The organism is Rhodanobacter denitrificans (assembly GCF_003335105.1).
In the GTDB taxonomy this organism is placed as follows: domain Bacteria; phylum Pseudomonadota; class Gammaproteobacteria; order Xanthomonadales; family Rhodanobacteraceae; genus Rhodanobacter; species Rhodanobacter denitrificans_A.
Genome location: NZ_QFWQ01000006.1, coordinates 155,459 through 169,432, shown reverse-complemented (window position 1 = coordinate 169,432; position 13,974 = coordinate 155,459). Strand labels below are relative to the sequence as shown.

Annotated in this window: 12 protein-coding genes; 7 read left to right on the top strand and 5 right to left on the bottom strand. The window is 68.9% G+C overall.

The window, feature by feature from the left end:
• Positions 1-42 precede the first annotated feature (42 nt).
• Both acpA and pip read left to right on the top strand, forming a co-directional pair.
• Positions 43-1,740, top strand: coding sequence for an acid phosphatase (gene acpA, locus DEO45_RS10300; RefSeq protein WP_114343205.1), 1,698 nt, complete (start codon positions 43-45; stop codon positions 1,738-1,740).
• A gap of 55 nt (positions 1,741-1,795) precedes the next feature.
• Positions 1,796-2,749: a prolyl aminopeptidase gene (gene pip / locus DEO45_RS10295; RefSeq protein WP_114343204.1), complete on the top strand. Its 954-nt coding sequence runs from the start codon at positions 1,796-1,798 to the stop codon at positions 2,747-2,749.
• A gap of 150 nt (positions 2,750-2,899) precedes the next feature.
• Here the strand turns inward: pip and DEO45_RS10290 are convergent, their stop codons facing one another.
• A complete protein-coding gene (locus DEO45_RS10290; protein WP_114343201.1) occupies positions 2,900-5,035 on the bottom strand; it encodes a putative bifunctional diguanylate cyclase/phosphodiesterase in 2,136 nt (711 codons plus the stop codon).
• A gap of 210 nt (positions 5,036-5,245) precedes the next feature.
• Here DEO45_RS10290 and DEO45_RS10285 point away from each other — a divergent pair, with 210 nt between their 5' ends.
• The 3 genes from DEO45_RS10285 (at position 5,246) to DEO45_RS10275 (ending at position 8,890) form a co-directional block, all read left to right on the top strand.
• Positions 5,246-7,102 (top strand): M1 family metallopeptidase, encoded by a 1,857-nt coding sequence (locus DEO45_RS10285; protein WP_114343199.1) that lies wholly within the window; start codon positions 5,246-5,248, stop codon positions 7,100-7,102.
• Between the two features lie 105 nt (positions 7,103-7,207).
• Positions 7,208-8,152 (top strand): alpha/beta fold hydrolase, encoded by a 945-nt coding sequence (locus DEO45_RS10280; RefSeq protein WP_114343197.1) that lies wholly within the window; start codon positions 7,208-7,210, stop codon positions 8,150-8,152.
• Between the two features lie 150 nt (positions 8,153-8,302).
• On the top strand, positions 8,303-8,890 hold the full coding sequence (locus DEO45_RS10275) for a sterol desaturase family protein (RefSeq protein WP_114343195.1): 588 nt from the start codon (positions 8,303-8,305) through the stop codon (positions 8,888-8,890).
• Between the two features lie 18 nt (positions 8,891-8,908).
• On the opposite strand, the gene DEO45_RS10270 is transcribed toward DEO45_RS10275, so the two are convergent.
• From DEO45_RS10270 to ttcA, 4 genes are all read right to left on the bottom strand, one after another.
• Positions 8,909-9,679 carry a M48 family metallopeptidase gene (locus DEO45_RS10270; RefSeq protein WP_114343192.1) on the bottom strand — a complete coding sequence of 257 codons (771 nt, stop codon included), beginning with the start codon at positions 9,677-9,679 and terminating at the stop codon, positions 8,909-8,911.
• Between the two features lie 119 nt (positions 9,680-9,798).
• Positions 9,799-10,716, bottom strand: a complete 918-nt coding sequence (locus DEO45_RS10265; RefSeq protein ID WP_114343190.1) for a recombination-associated protein RdgC — start codon at positions 10,714-10,716, stop codon at positions 9,799-9,801.
• A gap of 159 nt (positions 10,717-10,875) precedes the next feature.
• The gene (locus tag DEO45_RS10260; protein ID WP_114343188.1) at positions 10,876-12,078 is read right to left on the bottom strand and encodes an aromatic amino acid transaminase; all 1,203 of its coding nucleotides are present in this window, start codon (positions 12,076-12,078) and stop codon (positions 10,876-10,878) included.
• A 14-nt stretch (positions 12,079-12,092) separates the two neighbouring features.
• On the bottom strand, positions 12,093-12,944 hold the full coding sequence (gene ttcA, locus DEO45_RS10255; RefSeq protein WP_114343169.1) for a tRNA 2-thiocytidine(32) synthetase TtcA: 852 nt from the start codon (positions 12,942-12,944) through the stop codon (positions 12,093-12,095).
• A gap of 108 nt (positions 12,945-13,052) precedes the next feature.
• Here ttcA and DEO45_RS10250 point away from each other — a divergent pair, with 108 nt between their 5' ends.
• A complete protein-coding gene (locus DEO45_RS10250; protein ID WP_027484175.1) occupies positions 13,053-13,259 on the top strand; it encodes a YdcH family protein in 207 nt (68 codons plus the stop codon).
• A gap of 19 nt (positions 13,260-13,278) precedes the next feature.
• Positions 13,279-13,878: a GNAT family N-acetyltransferase gene (locus DEO45_RS10245; RefSeq protein ID WP_114343167.1), complete on the top strand. Its 600-nt coding sequence runs from the start codon at positions 13,279-13,281 to the stop codon at positions 13,876-13,878.
• Positions 13,879-13,974 lie beyond the last annotated feature (96 nt).

The window sequence follows — 13,974 nt, the reverse complement described above, 5'->3', positions numbered from 1 at the left end:
GCCGGTGCACCACTCCCTTCCGCCCCGTCCATGTGAACCGCCATGACCAAACCGTCGCCGCCCGCTCCACCGCGCACCGAGACCGATGCTCCGGTCGATCCCACGCGCCGCAAGCTGCTAGGCGGCATCGCGCTGGCTGGTGCCGCGCTGGCCACCGGCGGTTGCCAGATCGCCGCCGGCAGCCGCCCCGCGCGCACCGGCCGTGCCGCGGAGGCCGCGCTGGATGCCGCGCTGCGTGAACACGTCCGCCACGTGGTGGTGATCTACGCAGAGAACCGCAGCTTCAACAACCTGTTCGCGGATTTCCCCGGGCTTGAACGGCCGCTGGCCGCGCTGAAGCCGGAGCAGTACCGCCAGCGTGACCGCGACGGCCGCCTGCTCGATACGCTGCCGCCGATCTGGCACGGCCTGGTGCCGCACGAACAGACGCTGGACAACCGCCGCTACCAGATCGGCGAGGAGGCGATCCGCAATCTCGCCAACGCCCCGTTCGCGCTGCGCACGCCGCAGGGCGAATCGCTGCCGCCAGCGCTGGTCACGCGCGACCTGATCCACAACTTCTACAACAACCAGCTGCAAATCAACGGCGGCCGCAACGACGGCTTCGTCGCTTGGGGCGACAGCGGCGCGCTGGTGATGGGCCGCTACGCGGAAGGCGCGGCGGACCTGCAGCTATGGCGGCTGGCGCGGCAGTACACGCTGTGCGACAACTTCTTCATGGGCGCCTTCGGCGGCTCCTTCCTCAACCACCAGTACCTGATCGCGGCACAGCCGCCGTTCTTCCCGCACGCGGACCAGGGGCCGGCAAAACAGCAGATCGCGCAGGTGGAAGGCGACGATCCCGCCGGCATCCGGCTGAAGCTGGCCGAAGACTCTCCCGCCAGCGCCATGCAGGGCCGGCCGAAGTTCGCCTCGCGCAACGTGCTCACGCCGGATTTCTGGGCGGTGAACACGATCGGCCCGCCCTACGCGCCCGGCCTCACCCGCGACCCGCACGATCCGCTGCTGGCCGACCCGGCCGACCCCAGCACGCTGCCGCCGCAGCACCACGCCACCATCGGCGACCGGCTCGACGCGCAGGGCATCGACTGGGCCTGGTACGCCGGCGGCTGGCAACTGGCGCTGGATGGCGGCGGCATGCGCGGCACGCACGGGCAGTTCCCCTACGGCCCCAACTTCCAGATCCACCACCAGCCGTTCAACTACTTCCGCCAGTTCGCGCCCGGCACCGTCGCGCGCTCGCAGCACCTGCGCGATGCCGGCACCGGCGACAGCGCCGCCAGCAACCGCTTCATCGCCGCCATCGAGAGCGGCACGCTGCCGCCGGTGGCGTTCTACAAGCCGCAGGGCGACCTCAACATGCACGCGGGCTACTCGGACGTGGCCGCCGGCGACCGCCACATCGCGCACATCATCGATGCGCTCCAGCGCAGCCCGCTGTGGGAACACACCCTGGTGGTGATCACCGTGGACGAGAACGGCGGCTGGTGGGACCATGTGGCGCCGCCGAAGGGCGACCGCTGGGGGCCGGGCACGCGCATCCCCGCGCTGGTGGTGTCGCCGTTCGCGAAAAAGGGTTTCGTCGACCACACCGTCTACGACACCGGCTCGATCGCCCGCTTCATCACGCGGCGCTTCGGACTGCAGAAACTGCCCGGCCTCACCCTGCGCGAGCAGGCGATGATCGCCGCCGGCGGCCCGCCGCCGGGCGACCTTACCGCCGCCCTGCAGTTCGGTTGATTCGACCGGCCTCTCCCCCGGCAGGGGAGAAGCCCATCTCCACGAGGTTCCCCGCATGCGCGAGCTGTATCCCGAGATCGAGCCGTACCGCACCCACCGGCTTGCCGTCGACTCGATCCATACCCTGCATGTGGAGGAATGCGGCAACCCCGCCGGCCTGCCGGTGGTGTTCCTGCACGGCGGCCCGGGCGCGGGACTGTCGACCTACCACCGCCGCTTCTTCAATCCGGCGCACTACCGCATCGTGCTGTTCGACCAGCGCGGCGCCGGGCGGTCCACCCCGTTCGCCGAACTCACCGACAACACCACCTGGCACCTGGTCGCCGACATCGAGGCGATCCGCGAGCAACTGGAGATCGAGCGCTGGGTGGTGTTCGGCGGTTCGTGGGGCTCGACCCTGGCGCTGGCCTACGCCCAGGCGCACGCCGAGCGCGTGCTGGGACTGGTGCTGCGCGGCATCTTCCTGGGCCGGCCGCAGGAACTGCGCTGGTTCAACGAGCTGGACGGCGGCGCCGCGCAGATCTTCCCCGAGCGCTGGGCGCGCTTCCTCGCCTTCATTCCCGAGGTCGAACGCGACTCGATGCTGGACGCCTACTGGCGCCGCCTCACCAGCGACGACGAAGCCACCCGGCTCGCCGCCGCGCGGGCGTGGAGCGCATGGGAAGGCGGCAGCACCACCCTGCTGCACGACCCCGACGCCGGCGGCGAGTTCGAGGATCCGCACAAGGCGGTCAGCCTGGCGGTGATGGAGGCGCACTACTTCCGCCACAACATCTTCCTCGAACCCGGCCAGCTGCTGCGCGACATCGGCCGCATCCGGCACCTCCCCGCCACCATCGTGCACGGCCGCTACGACATCATCTGCCCGATGAAGAGCGCGTACGACCTCAGCCTGGCCTGGCCCGAAGCGCACCTGCACGTGGTGCTGGCCGGCCACAGCGCGGCCGACCCGGCGATCGTGGACAAGCTGGTGGCGGCGGCCGACCAGATGGCGGATCGGTACTGCTGAGCTGCCAGCTCCAACGCTACCGCGGGGACTTGCATGCACGTATCGTTGCCGGCGCCTGGGAGCCTGTTCAGTATCTCCGCGTGGCCCGCGCCGGAAGTTGTTTGCGCGCAGGCCAAGGCCTCCGGTTGATCGCGGCGCTGCCCACTTCCTTCAGGAAAGAAGAGCCTGCCGGTGGTCGGCCAGCCAGTGCCGGAAGCCGGCATCGCTCACCGGGCGGCTGATCAGGTAGCCCTGCAGGCCGTCGCAGCCCATCTGCTCCAGCGCCTGGCGCTGGTACACGGTTTCCACGCCCTCCGCCACCGCCATGATGCCCAACCGATGCGCCATGTCGATGATGAAACCCGCCAGCGGATTGCCGGCGTCGGCCTGCAGCTCGCTCACGAAGGCACGGTCGATCTTGATGACGTCCAGCGGCAGGTGCTGCAGATAGCTCAGCGAGGAATAGCCGACGCCGAAGTCGTCGAGCGCCAGCCTGAAGCCCGCGGCGGCGAGCTGCCGCAGCGTCGCCTGGGCGCCGTCGAAGTCCTGCAGCAACGCGCTCTCAGTCAGTTCCAGGGTAAGCCGCGCCGGCGCAACGCCGGCCTCGTGCACCTGCGCGACGAGCCGGGCGGCGTAATGCGGGTGGGCGAGTTGCCAGGCGCTCACGTTGACCGCCAGGGATTTGCCGTGGGCAATGCCGTCGCGATCCCAGGCGCGCAGGTGCGCACAGGCCTCATCGACGACCCAGGAGCCGAGTGCATGGATCAGCCCGGTTTCCTCGGCCAGCGGGATGAATTTTTCCGGCGCCACCTCGCCCAGTTGCGGGTGGTGCCAGCGCAGCAGCGCCTCGGCGCCCAGCAGCTCGCCGTCGGCAGTGATCTGCGGCTGGAAGTGCAGGGCAAACTGCGTGCCCATGCGATCCTGCTCCAGCGCCGCGCGCAGGCCGCGCTCCAGGATCAGGCGCAGGTCGGCCTCCTGCTGCATCGGCGGCAGGAACACCCGCACCGTGTTGCGCCCGGCCGCCTTGGCCCGGTACAGCGCGATGTCGGCGCGGCGCAGCAGGTCGGCAACATCCTCCTCGCCGACGGGGTACACCGCCACGCCCACGCTGGCCCCTACCCCGAGTACGCGCCGGCCCTCCATCACCGGCTCGGACACCAGCGCGATCATGTCCTGCGCGATCCGTTTTGCGCGCGCCTGCACATCGGACGGCGTGCGCTCCCGCAGCCCCAGCATCAGCACGAATTCGTCCCCACCCAGGCGCGCCAGCATCGCATCGGGTGGCGCCGCGGCGAGCAGGCGCTCGGCCATCGCCTGCAGCAGGCGATCGCCGACGTGATGGCCCAGGCCGTCGTTGATGGTCTTGAAGTTGTCCAGATCGATCAGCAGCAACGCGCCGCAGCCGCCGCGCGCCAGCGCGTCGGCGCGCCACTCGGCGAGGCGCTTCAGCGCACTGGCGCGATTGGGCAGGCGGGTCAGGCTGTCGTGGTAGGCGAGGTGGCGCAGGTTCTGCTCGGCGATGCGGCGCGTGTGTTCCTCGACCTCCAGCTGCCGCCGCGTGTGTTCCAGTTGTGCCGTGCGCTGCCGCATCTGCGCCGCCAGCGACAGGCTCATCAGCAGCACGAAGGGCAGGAAGGCGAAGGCGTCCAGGTACGGCGCCCGGGACTGGAGCAGGTCGACCACGATATCGCCCCACAACAGGGTGGCGAACTGCACGATCAGGCAACCGCCCAGCAATACCGCGCGCCACACGTCGCCGCCGCGATATAGCACCCACGCGCGGCCGAGCGCCCACAGGAAAACCACATAGCTGGCCGCATGGAATGCCAGGCCCCAGGCCGACCCCGCGCCGGTGACGCGGTACAGCCGCTCGCCCCAGGGCAGCACGATGGCCTGGTCGGGCTCCAGTCGCGAGAAGAACAAGGTGGTCGGCGCCGTTGCGTTGACCCACAGGAAAACCGCCGTCAGCAGGCCCATCGCCACCAGCGCGCGCCAGTTCGTGCCGGCACCGGTGTAGGCGCGGATGAACACCACCATCGGAACGAAGCTCGCGATCGCCGCAGCGATCATCCAGCGCAACGCGGCGGTGGCCTGCGCCAGATCCCCGGCCCCGAGCAGCAGCATGTTGCCCAGCGCCAGCACGGCAACGCAGAGGCACAGCGCCGCGTAGGAAAGATAGATGCCTTCGCGGCGCCGCCACAGGCCGATGACCACGAACTGCACGCCGGAAGCGAACGCGATGCCGGTGGTGGCGATCAAGGCCGCGATGAAGTAGCCGAACGCCGGCGGATCCGCGCCAATCAGCATGCCTCCCCTCCCCAGGTCCTGGCCGCCGATGCGCAGCCGTCGATCATGGCGACTTCCATGCCGCAAGCTTGCACCTTTCGCGGCCAAGAAAAAAGTTTCCGCGACACGCCGCCCGCAACCACCGCAGCCCCCGACCGGGTCTTCCGTCACGGGCCAGGCGAGCCGTTGCGATGGCATACTCATTGCCTCCCCCGCACCCGGAGCCGCTGCATGCGCCTGTTTTCCATCCTCGCCTTCGGCACGCTCATGCTGCCACTGGCGGCCCGCGCCAACGACCCGAACTCCTACGCCCAGCCTGACCAGGTGCGCGTGACCCACCTGGACCTGGACCTGGCGATCGACTTCCCGCGCAAGCAGCTCGACGGCCAGGCCACGCTGACGCTGGACTGGCAGAATCCCAAGGCGCAGTCGCTGGTGCTGGATACGCGCGACCTGAAGATCGCCAGGGTCGAGGCGCTGGCCGCCGACGGCAAGGCCACCGGGCTCAAATACATTCTTTCGCCGCGCGACAAGCAACTGGGCAGCAAGCTGACCATCGCCACGCCGAAGCGCCCGGCCCAGGTGCGCATCGTCTACACCACCTCGCCCGAGGCCTCCGGCCTGCAATGGCTGACGCCGGCGCAGACCGCCGACAAAAAGCTGCCCTTCATGTTCTCGCAGTCCGAGTCGATCCACGCACGCTCATGGGTGCCGCTGCAGGATTCGCCGGCGATCCGCTTCACCTACGACGCCCGCGTCACCGCGCCGAAGGACGTGCGCGTGGTGATGAGCGCGATCAACGACGCGAAGCATCCGCTGGACGGCAAGTTCGCGTTCGACCAGCCGCACCCGATCCCGTCCTACCTGCTGGCGATCGCCGCCGGCGACCTCGCGGTGAAGGAAACCGGCCCGCGCTCGGCCGTCTACGCGGAACCGTCGGTGGTGGACAAGGCCGCGCACGAATTCGAAGACACCGAGAAACTGATCGCCGCCACCGAGCAGTTGTACGGCCCGTACGCCTGGGGCCGCTACGACATCCTGGTGCTGCCGCCGTCGTTCCCGTTCGGCGGCATGGAAAACCCGAACATGACGTTCGCCACGCCGACCGTGCTGGTCGGCGACAAGAGCTTGGTCTCGCTGGTCTCGCACGAACTGGCGCATTCCTGGTCGGGCAACCTGGTGACCAGCGCCGCGTGGCGCGACATCTGGCTCAACGAGGGTTTCACCACCTACGTGCAGGGCCGCATCACCGAGGCGGTGTACGGCAACGCGCTGGCCGACGAAGAAGCGCTGCTGTCCGCCCGCGCGCTGCAGAAGAGCATCGGTGCGATGGCCGCCAACGCGCAGAAGCTGGCGCCCGACCCGCGCGGCATCGGCGCCGACGATGCGCTGTCCGACGTGGCTTACGACAAGGGCTCGTGGTTCCTGCGCACGCTGGAGCAGCGCTTCGGCCGCGAGCGGTTCGACGCGTACCTGAAGGGCTACTTCCACCACTTCGCGTTCCAGAGCATCACCACCGAGCAGATGCTCGACTACATGAAGCCGAACCTGGTCGAGAAGTATCCCGGCAAGATGGGCTGGGACGAGGTGAGGGCTTGGGTCTACGGCGAAGGCATCCCGAAGGGGGCGCCGCTGCCCGACTCGCCGCGCTTCAACACGATCGACCGCGAGCGCAGCGACTTCCTCGCCGGCAAGCTGGCCGCCGGCAAACTCGACGCCAAGGGCTGGAACACGCAGGAATGGATGTACTTCCTCGACCGCCTGCCCGATGCGCCGCCGCTGGCGAAGATGCAGCAACTCGACGCCGCCTGGCACCTCACCGGCACGCCGAACGCGGAAATCGGCATGCGCTGGTACAGCCATGCGATCGCCGCCGGCGACAAGGCCGTGTGGAATGCCGCCGCCGAACACATGACCCGGATCGGCCGGATCTACCTGACCACGCCGCTGTACAAGGCGTTCGCGAAGACGCCGGAAGGCCTGGCCTTCGCCGAGCAGGTCTACGCCAGGGCCAGGGCCGGCTACCACCCGCTGACCCAGCAGGTGGTGGAGTCAGTTTTTGCCTCGGCAAAAACTGCGCATAAGTAAGCTGTGCACCATCCCCTTTAGCAGGGGATGGTGCGAAACGTCCGACTCACTCAAGAAGCCCTCATGCCGCCATCGACACCTGCCACCACCCCGCTCTGGAAACGCATGCTGCTGCGCCGGCTGAAATTCCTGGCGTGGCTGGTGGCGCTGCTGGCGATCGTGCTTGGCGGCAGCTATCTGTTCGCGCCGCAGTGGCTGCTGCAGGCGAACGTCACGCGCGAGGCGATGGCCGCGCACCTTGAGAAGCACTCGGTGCAGGCCGGCGACACGCACTGGATCTACTACGAAGGCGGCCAGGGGCCGACCATCGTGCTGCTGCACGGTTTCGATGCGGACAAGAGCGTGTGGCTGGAAACGGCGAAGCTGCTGACACCGCACTTCCACCTGATCGTTCCGGACCTTCCCGGCTGGGGCGAGTCCTCGCGCGACGCCGGCGCCAGCTACAACATCGACGCCCAGGCCGCGCGCCTCGACGGCTTCGTGCAGACGCTGGGCCTGCAGCGCTTCGTGCTGGTCGGCCACTCGATGGGTGGCGCGATCGCCGGGGTGTACGCCAGCGCACATCCCGCGCACGTGGCCGCACTGGCGCTGGTCGACGCCTTCGGCCTGAAGGGCAAGGTGAACGCGTTCGACCACGAGGCGCTGGCCGGCAGGAACCCGTTCGTATTCGACGACCGCGCCGGCTTCGAGCGCACCACGGCGCTGGCGTTCGACAAGCCGCTCGACCTGCCCGGCCGTTTCGTCGACGTGTTCATCAAGCGCAACCAGCACGATCGCGCCTTCATCGAGCACACCTTCAACGAGCTGCGCGAGCCCGCACAATACCTTTCCGTGCAGAACCGGCTCGGCCAGCTCACCATGCCGGTGCTGGGCCTGTGGTGCCACGACGACAAGATCGTCGACATCTCCGCGCTGGACAGCCTGCGCAACGGCCTCACTGCTGCCAGCGCGATCAGCACCAGCACCATCAACGGCTGCAACCACATGCCGATGCTGGAAAAACCCGAACAGACCGCGCAGATCCTCACCGGCTTCGCGTTGTCGCACTGAGCCCCGGCGCAAGCATCATCGGTTGCTGAACGGATCCGCTCCTCCCTGGCGCATTATTGTGAATTGCGTGTGACACCATGGGAGAATACCGCCGTGACGCCGCGGTCATGGCGTATCCACGCGCATGAAGGCAGGACGGTGCAGCAAGTGATGAAACGGAATCCCTGGCGCATCTTCGTGGATGCGGTGGTACGAATGTCCGCCACCCGCGCCAACTATTGGGCCGAGCTCGGCGTGGACAGCGTGCTGTGCCTGCTGTTGCTGGTGCTGGGCTGGCAAAGGCATACGGGTGGCCCGCCGACCGCGCTGCTGGCGATCGGCCTGGGCCTGTTCGCCTTCAGCTTCATCGAGTACTTCTTCCACCGCTGGCTGTTCCACACGCGGGTCCCGTTGTTCGCGCAGGGCCATGACCTGCACCACGCGCGGCCGCTGGGCTACGACTCGCTGCCGTTCTTCCTGCCGCCGGCGGTGCTGCTGGTGCTGGCCGGCGTGTTCGTGCTGCTGCTGCCGACCGGCTTCGCCCTGCTGCTGGCGAGCGCGATCACCTTCGGCTACATCGTCTACGGCCTGGGCCACTTCATCATCCACCACGTGCGCTTCAAGCAGCCGCTGCTGCGCCGCTGGGCCGGCGCCCACCATGTGCACCACTATCACCCGGACAGCAACTTCGGCGTCACCACGCCGCTGTGGGACGTGCTGCTGGGCACGCGCTACGTGCGCCAGCCCAGGAACCGCTGAACCGGCTCGCTCGCGGCATCAATCCGCCACGTCGGCGACCAGCCGGTCGAGCTCCGCCTTCAGGATCGCGCCGTGCTGGCGCAGCCAGTCGCGCTGCTCGCGCCAGTCCGGAAACAGGTTTTCGACCTGCGCCCAGAACCGCGGCGAATGATTGCGTACCTTGAGATGGCACAACTCGTGCGCCAGCACGTAGCGCAGCGCCGACGGCGGTGCCAGCGCCAGGGCGAGATCGAGGTTGATGCGGTCGCGGGTGTCCAGGCTGCCCCACAGGCTCTTCATCGGACGGATCCGCAGTGAGGTCGGCGCCAGCCCCAGTTGCGGCACGTACCCGGCCAGCCAGCGCGAAACGTCGCGGCGGATCAGCGTTTCCAGGTGCGAGGCGAGCAGGCCGCGGGCGATCGGCAGCGCGCGGGTATGCGGGCGCGGGATCACCAGGGTCAGCCCGGTCGCATGCGGCTCGATCTTCGGATAGGCGCCTTCGGCCCAGTCCAGCTCCGCCAATTCGCCGCGCAGCGGGAAGCTGCATGCATAGCCCACGCGCAGCGGCGGCAGCGGCTCCACGATCAGGTTCAGCTCGTCGAGCTTCTGCTCCAGCCAGTCGGCGTGGCTGCGCAGGAACGCGCTGACCTGGGCCGGGTGGGTGCCGAGCGGATAGGTCACCCGAGCGCCCTGCGGCGTCACCGTGAGACGCAGCCGGCGGGCGCGCGGATGGGCGGTCTTCAGCACCCGGATGATGCTGCCGCCCACGGTCGCCAGTTCCAGCCAATCGCCTTCCAGATGCTGCGCCATGATCCTGCCTGCTCTTGCCTGGGCCTGTTCAGATCAGAGATGGGGAATCCGGGCCGCCCGGAGGCGGCCGGACGCCCAGTATGGCGCGCCCGTGGGCCGGGCGGTATGAATTTTTTCGTTCAGCCGTCGGCCGGACGCGGCAGCCCGAACCATTCCTCCAGCTTGCCCAGCAGCCGCTCCAGTTCCAGCGTCAGCAGGGCGAAACCGGCGTCCAGCTCGGCATGGGGGTCGGACTGGCTGTCGCCCAGCTCGTCCATCACCACGTCGAGGAACTTCAGCTTGCGCACGATCAGGTCCTCGCCCAGCACGAAGCTGATGCGCTCATCGAAGGTGAGACCGAGCATGAACACCTGCTTGCCGTTGCGCAGGTGTTCCTTGACCTCCTCGGCGTCCAGGTCCTGCCGGCGGCAGCGGGCGATCGCGCCGGTGGCGGTGGCCGGGTCGCGCAGTTCGCATTCGTCGCCCAGGGCGAGGCCGGCCGGCAGGTTGCCGTTGGCCAGCCAGTCCGTCATCAGCACGCGCGGGCCTTCCTCCGGCGCCAGCGGCACCGCAGGGAAGCTGCCCAGCGCCTCGCGGACCTGGGTCAGCGCGTTCTCGGCCGACTTGCGGCTGGAGGTGTCCAGCACCAGCCAGCCGTGCTTGCGGTCGACGTAGAGGGACATCCGCGAATTGCGCACGAAGGCGCGCGGCAGCAGCTCGGTCAGCAGGTCTTCCTTGATCCGCTTGCGCTCGCGGCCGCCCACCTTGCGACCCTCCTCCTCGGCGATCTTCTGCACCTTGCGATGCAGCTCGTCGTTGACCACCGCGGCCGGCAGCAGCTTGTCCTCGCCGCCCACGGTCAGCAGGGTGCAGTGCTTCACCGCATGCGTGAGCGGCTCGCCCTCGCCACGCCCGACCGGGGGCACGAAACCCTTGGTGAACATCTCCAGCGGCCCGCACGGGCGCAGCCGGTGCTCGGTCAGCGCTTCATCGAGGCGGCCCAGGTCATCGGCGACGGCGGGGGAAAAACGGAACAGCGTGAGGTTGCGAAAGAACATTCGGTATCCGGATCAGTGTTTCAAGAGAAGTGGAGGCTCCCGTGGGCGCCGCTGGATTACTGGCCGCTTCCTGCGGCCAGCCCATCGGGCCGCCTGCGGCGTTCGCTTCGGCATCCTGCCTTCGCGAACCGGCTTGCGCCGGGATGACGATCAGGAATGTCAGCGGGAGACGGCAGCGACCGCCGCGGCCACGGTGTCGAGGTTGGCCCGGTTCAGCGCGGCCACGCAGATGCGCCCGCTGTCCAGCGCGTAGATCGCATGCTCATCGCGCAGCCGGTGCACCTGCGCCTTGCTCAGGCCGGAGTAGGAAAACATGCCGGCCTGGCGGTTGATGAAGCCGAAATCCGGCGCGCCGTGCGCCGCCAGCCGTTCGACGAAGCCGGCGCGCATCGCATGGATGCGCTCGCGCATGCCGCCCAGCTCCTGCGCCCAGCGCGCATGCAGTTCCGTACTGCCCAGCACGCCGGCGACCAGTGCGGCGCCGTGCGTGGACGGGCTGGAGTAGTTCGCGCGGATGGTCTGCTTGATCTTCGACAGCAGCCGCGCCGCCTCGTCGCGGTCGGCGCCGACCATCGACAGCGCACCGACGCGTTCGCCGTACAGCGAGAACGACTTCGAGTACGAATTGGCCACCACGAACGCCTCGATCCCCGACGACGCCAGCAGGCGCACGCCGGCGGCATCGGCGTCGGCGCCCTGGGCGAAGCCCTGGTAGGCCATGTCGACGAACGGCAGCAGCCGGCGCTCCTTCAGCAGGTCGATCAGCTGCTGCCACTGCGCCGCGTCCAGGTCGACGCCGGTCGGGTTGTGGCAGCACGCGTGCAGCAGCACCACGGTGCCGGGCTCGAGCCGGCCCAGGTCCTCCAGCATGCCGGCGAAGTCCAGGCCATGGCTGGCCGGGTCGTAGTAGCGGTACTCCAGCAGTGCGAAGCCGGCAGTGCGGAACACCGCGTGGTGGTTGCCCCAGCTCGGGTTGCTGATGGCTATCTTCGCGCCCGCGCCGGCCACCTGCTTCAGCACGTCCGCTGCCACCCGCAGCGCGCCGCTGCCGCCCACGGTCTGCACGGTAGCGACGCGGCCGGCCGCCAGCAGCGGCGAGTCGGCGCCGAACACCAGCTGCTGGGTCGCCCGGTTGTACGCCGGCATGCCGTCGATCGGCAGGTAGCCGCGCGGCCGCGCCGCGGCCGCCAGCGCCTGCTCCACTTCGCGCACCGACGGCAGCAGCGGGATGCGGCCCTGCTCGTCGACGTAGATGCCCACGCCCAGGTTGATCTTGCCGGCGCGCGGATCGGCCAGGTAGGTTTCGGTGAGGCCCAGGATCGGATCGCCCGGGGCCATTTCAACGGATGCAAAGAAGGACACGGCAGTTACTCGGCTCAGGTGGTGGATGGGTGGAGGGTTCGGGTCGGTGCCGCGGCGAGCGATGCGCCGAAGCTGAAATCGAACAGCCCGCGGTCGGCCAGTTGCGAGGGCGACACATGGCCCAGCGCGCGGAAGATGTTCTCGCTGCGCCCGGGCTGCTGCTCGTCCCATTCGGCCAGCATGCGCTGCACCGCCTTGCGCTGCAGGTTGTCCTGCGAGCCGCACAGGTTGCACGGGATGATCGGAAACTGCCGCTGCGCCCCGTATTCGGCGATGTCGTTTTCGCGGCAGTACGCCAGCGGGCGGATCACCACGTGGCGGCCATCGTCCGAGCGCAGCTTGGGCGGCATCGCCTTCAGCTGCGCCTGGTAGAACAGGTTGAGGAAGAACGTGGCGAGGATGTCATCGCGGTGGTGGCCCAGCGCGATCTTCGTGATGGCGTTGTCCGCCGCCCAGGTGTACAGCGCGCCGCGCCGCAGCCGCGAGCACAGGCTGCACATGGTCTTGCCCGCCGGGATCACCCGCGTCACCGTGCTGTAGGTGTCCTGCTCGATGATGTGGAACGGCACGCCGCGCGCAGTCAGATAATCCGGCAAGACGTGCGCGGGGAAATCCGGCTGCTTCTGGTCGAGGTTCACCGCGATCAGCTGGAAGCGCACCGGCGCCTTCGCCTGCAGTTGCAGCAGCAGGTCCAGCAGGGTGTACGAATCCTTGCCGCCGGACAGGCACACCATCACCTTGTCGCCGTCCTCGATCATCCCGAAGTCGCCGATCGCCCGGCCCACCTGCTGGCGCAGGCGCGCGGCCAGCTTGCCGGCTTCGACAGCGGCGACAGGCGGACGGGGCATCCCGGGTTGGGTGGACATGGCGGCTGGCAGGACGAGGGGAACGCCCATTGTAGCCGGCCGGGCGCCCCGCCACCGGCCGGCGAACGGCGTTAGACTAAGGGAACCGCCCCAGCAGCCGCCGATGCCATGCAGGTTCAGGATCACGCCGAGATCGTCCATCTCCTGGCCGAATTGCGGATGGAGCACCGGGACCTCGACGCGGCGATCGAGCAGCTTGCCTCGGCGATCGGCCGCGACGAACTGCAGCTGACCCGGCTGAAGAAGCGCAAGCTGCTGCTGAAGGACAACATCGCCCGGCTCGAGAGCAAGTTGATCCCCGACCTCGACGCCTGAACACCGCACCGGACTCCCCATGAACCCGTTCGCCCCGATCCGTCTGCACGACGAGTACGTCGTGCTGGAACCCCTGAGCCTCGACCATGTGCCGGCGCTGGAAGCCGCCGCCGCCGACGGCGAGCTGTGGAACCTCGCGGTCACCAGCGTGCCGCCGCCGGGGCAGGCGCGCGGCTACGTCGAGAAGGCGCTGCAGGGCCACGCCGAGGGGCACATGCTGCCGTTCGCCGTGCGCGAGGCCGGCAGCGGCGAGATCGTCGGCAGCACCCGCTACTACGAGATCGACGCCACGCTGCCGCGCCTGGCCATCGGCTACACCTGGTACGCCAGGCGCTGGCAGAAGACCCACCTCAACACCGCGTGCAAGCGCCTGCTGCTGGAGCATGCGTTCGAGTCGCTGGATTGCGTGGCCGTGGCCTTCCACACCGACGAGAACAACGAGGATTCGCAGCGCGCGATCGAACGCCTCGGCGCGCAGCGCGAAGGCGTGCTGCGCGCACACAAGCGGCGCACCGACGGCAGCCTGCGCAACACGGTCTGCTTCAGCGTCCTCGCCGACGAATGGCCGAACGTGGCGAACTGGCTGGGCATGCGGCTCAACCGGCTCGCCGCGTCGTAGGGCGGGCACGGCCCGCCGCTCTCGCCGCGGCATATCGAAAAGCCGGCGGGCGGTGCCCGCCCTACGAAACTCAACCGGCTCGCCGCGTCGTGAGGC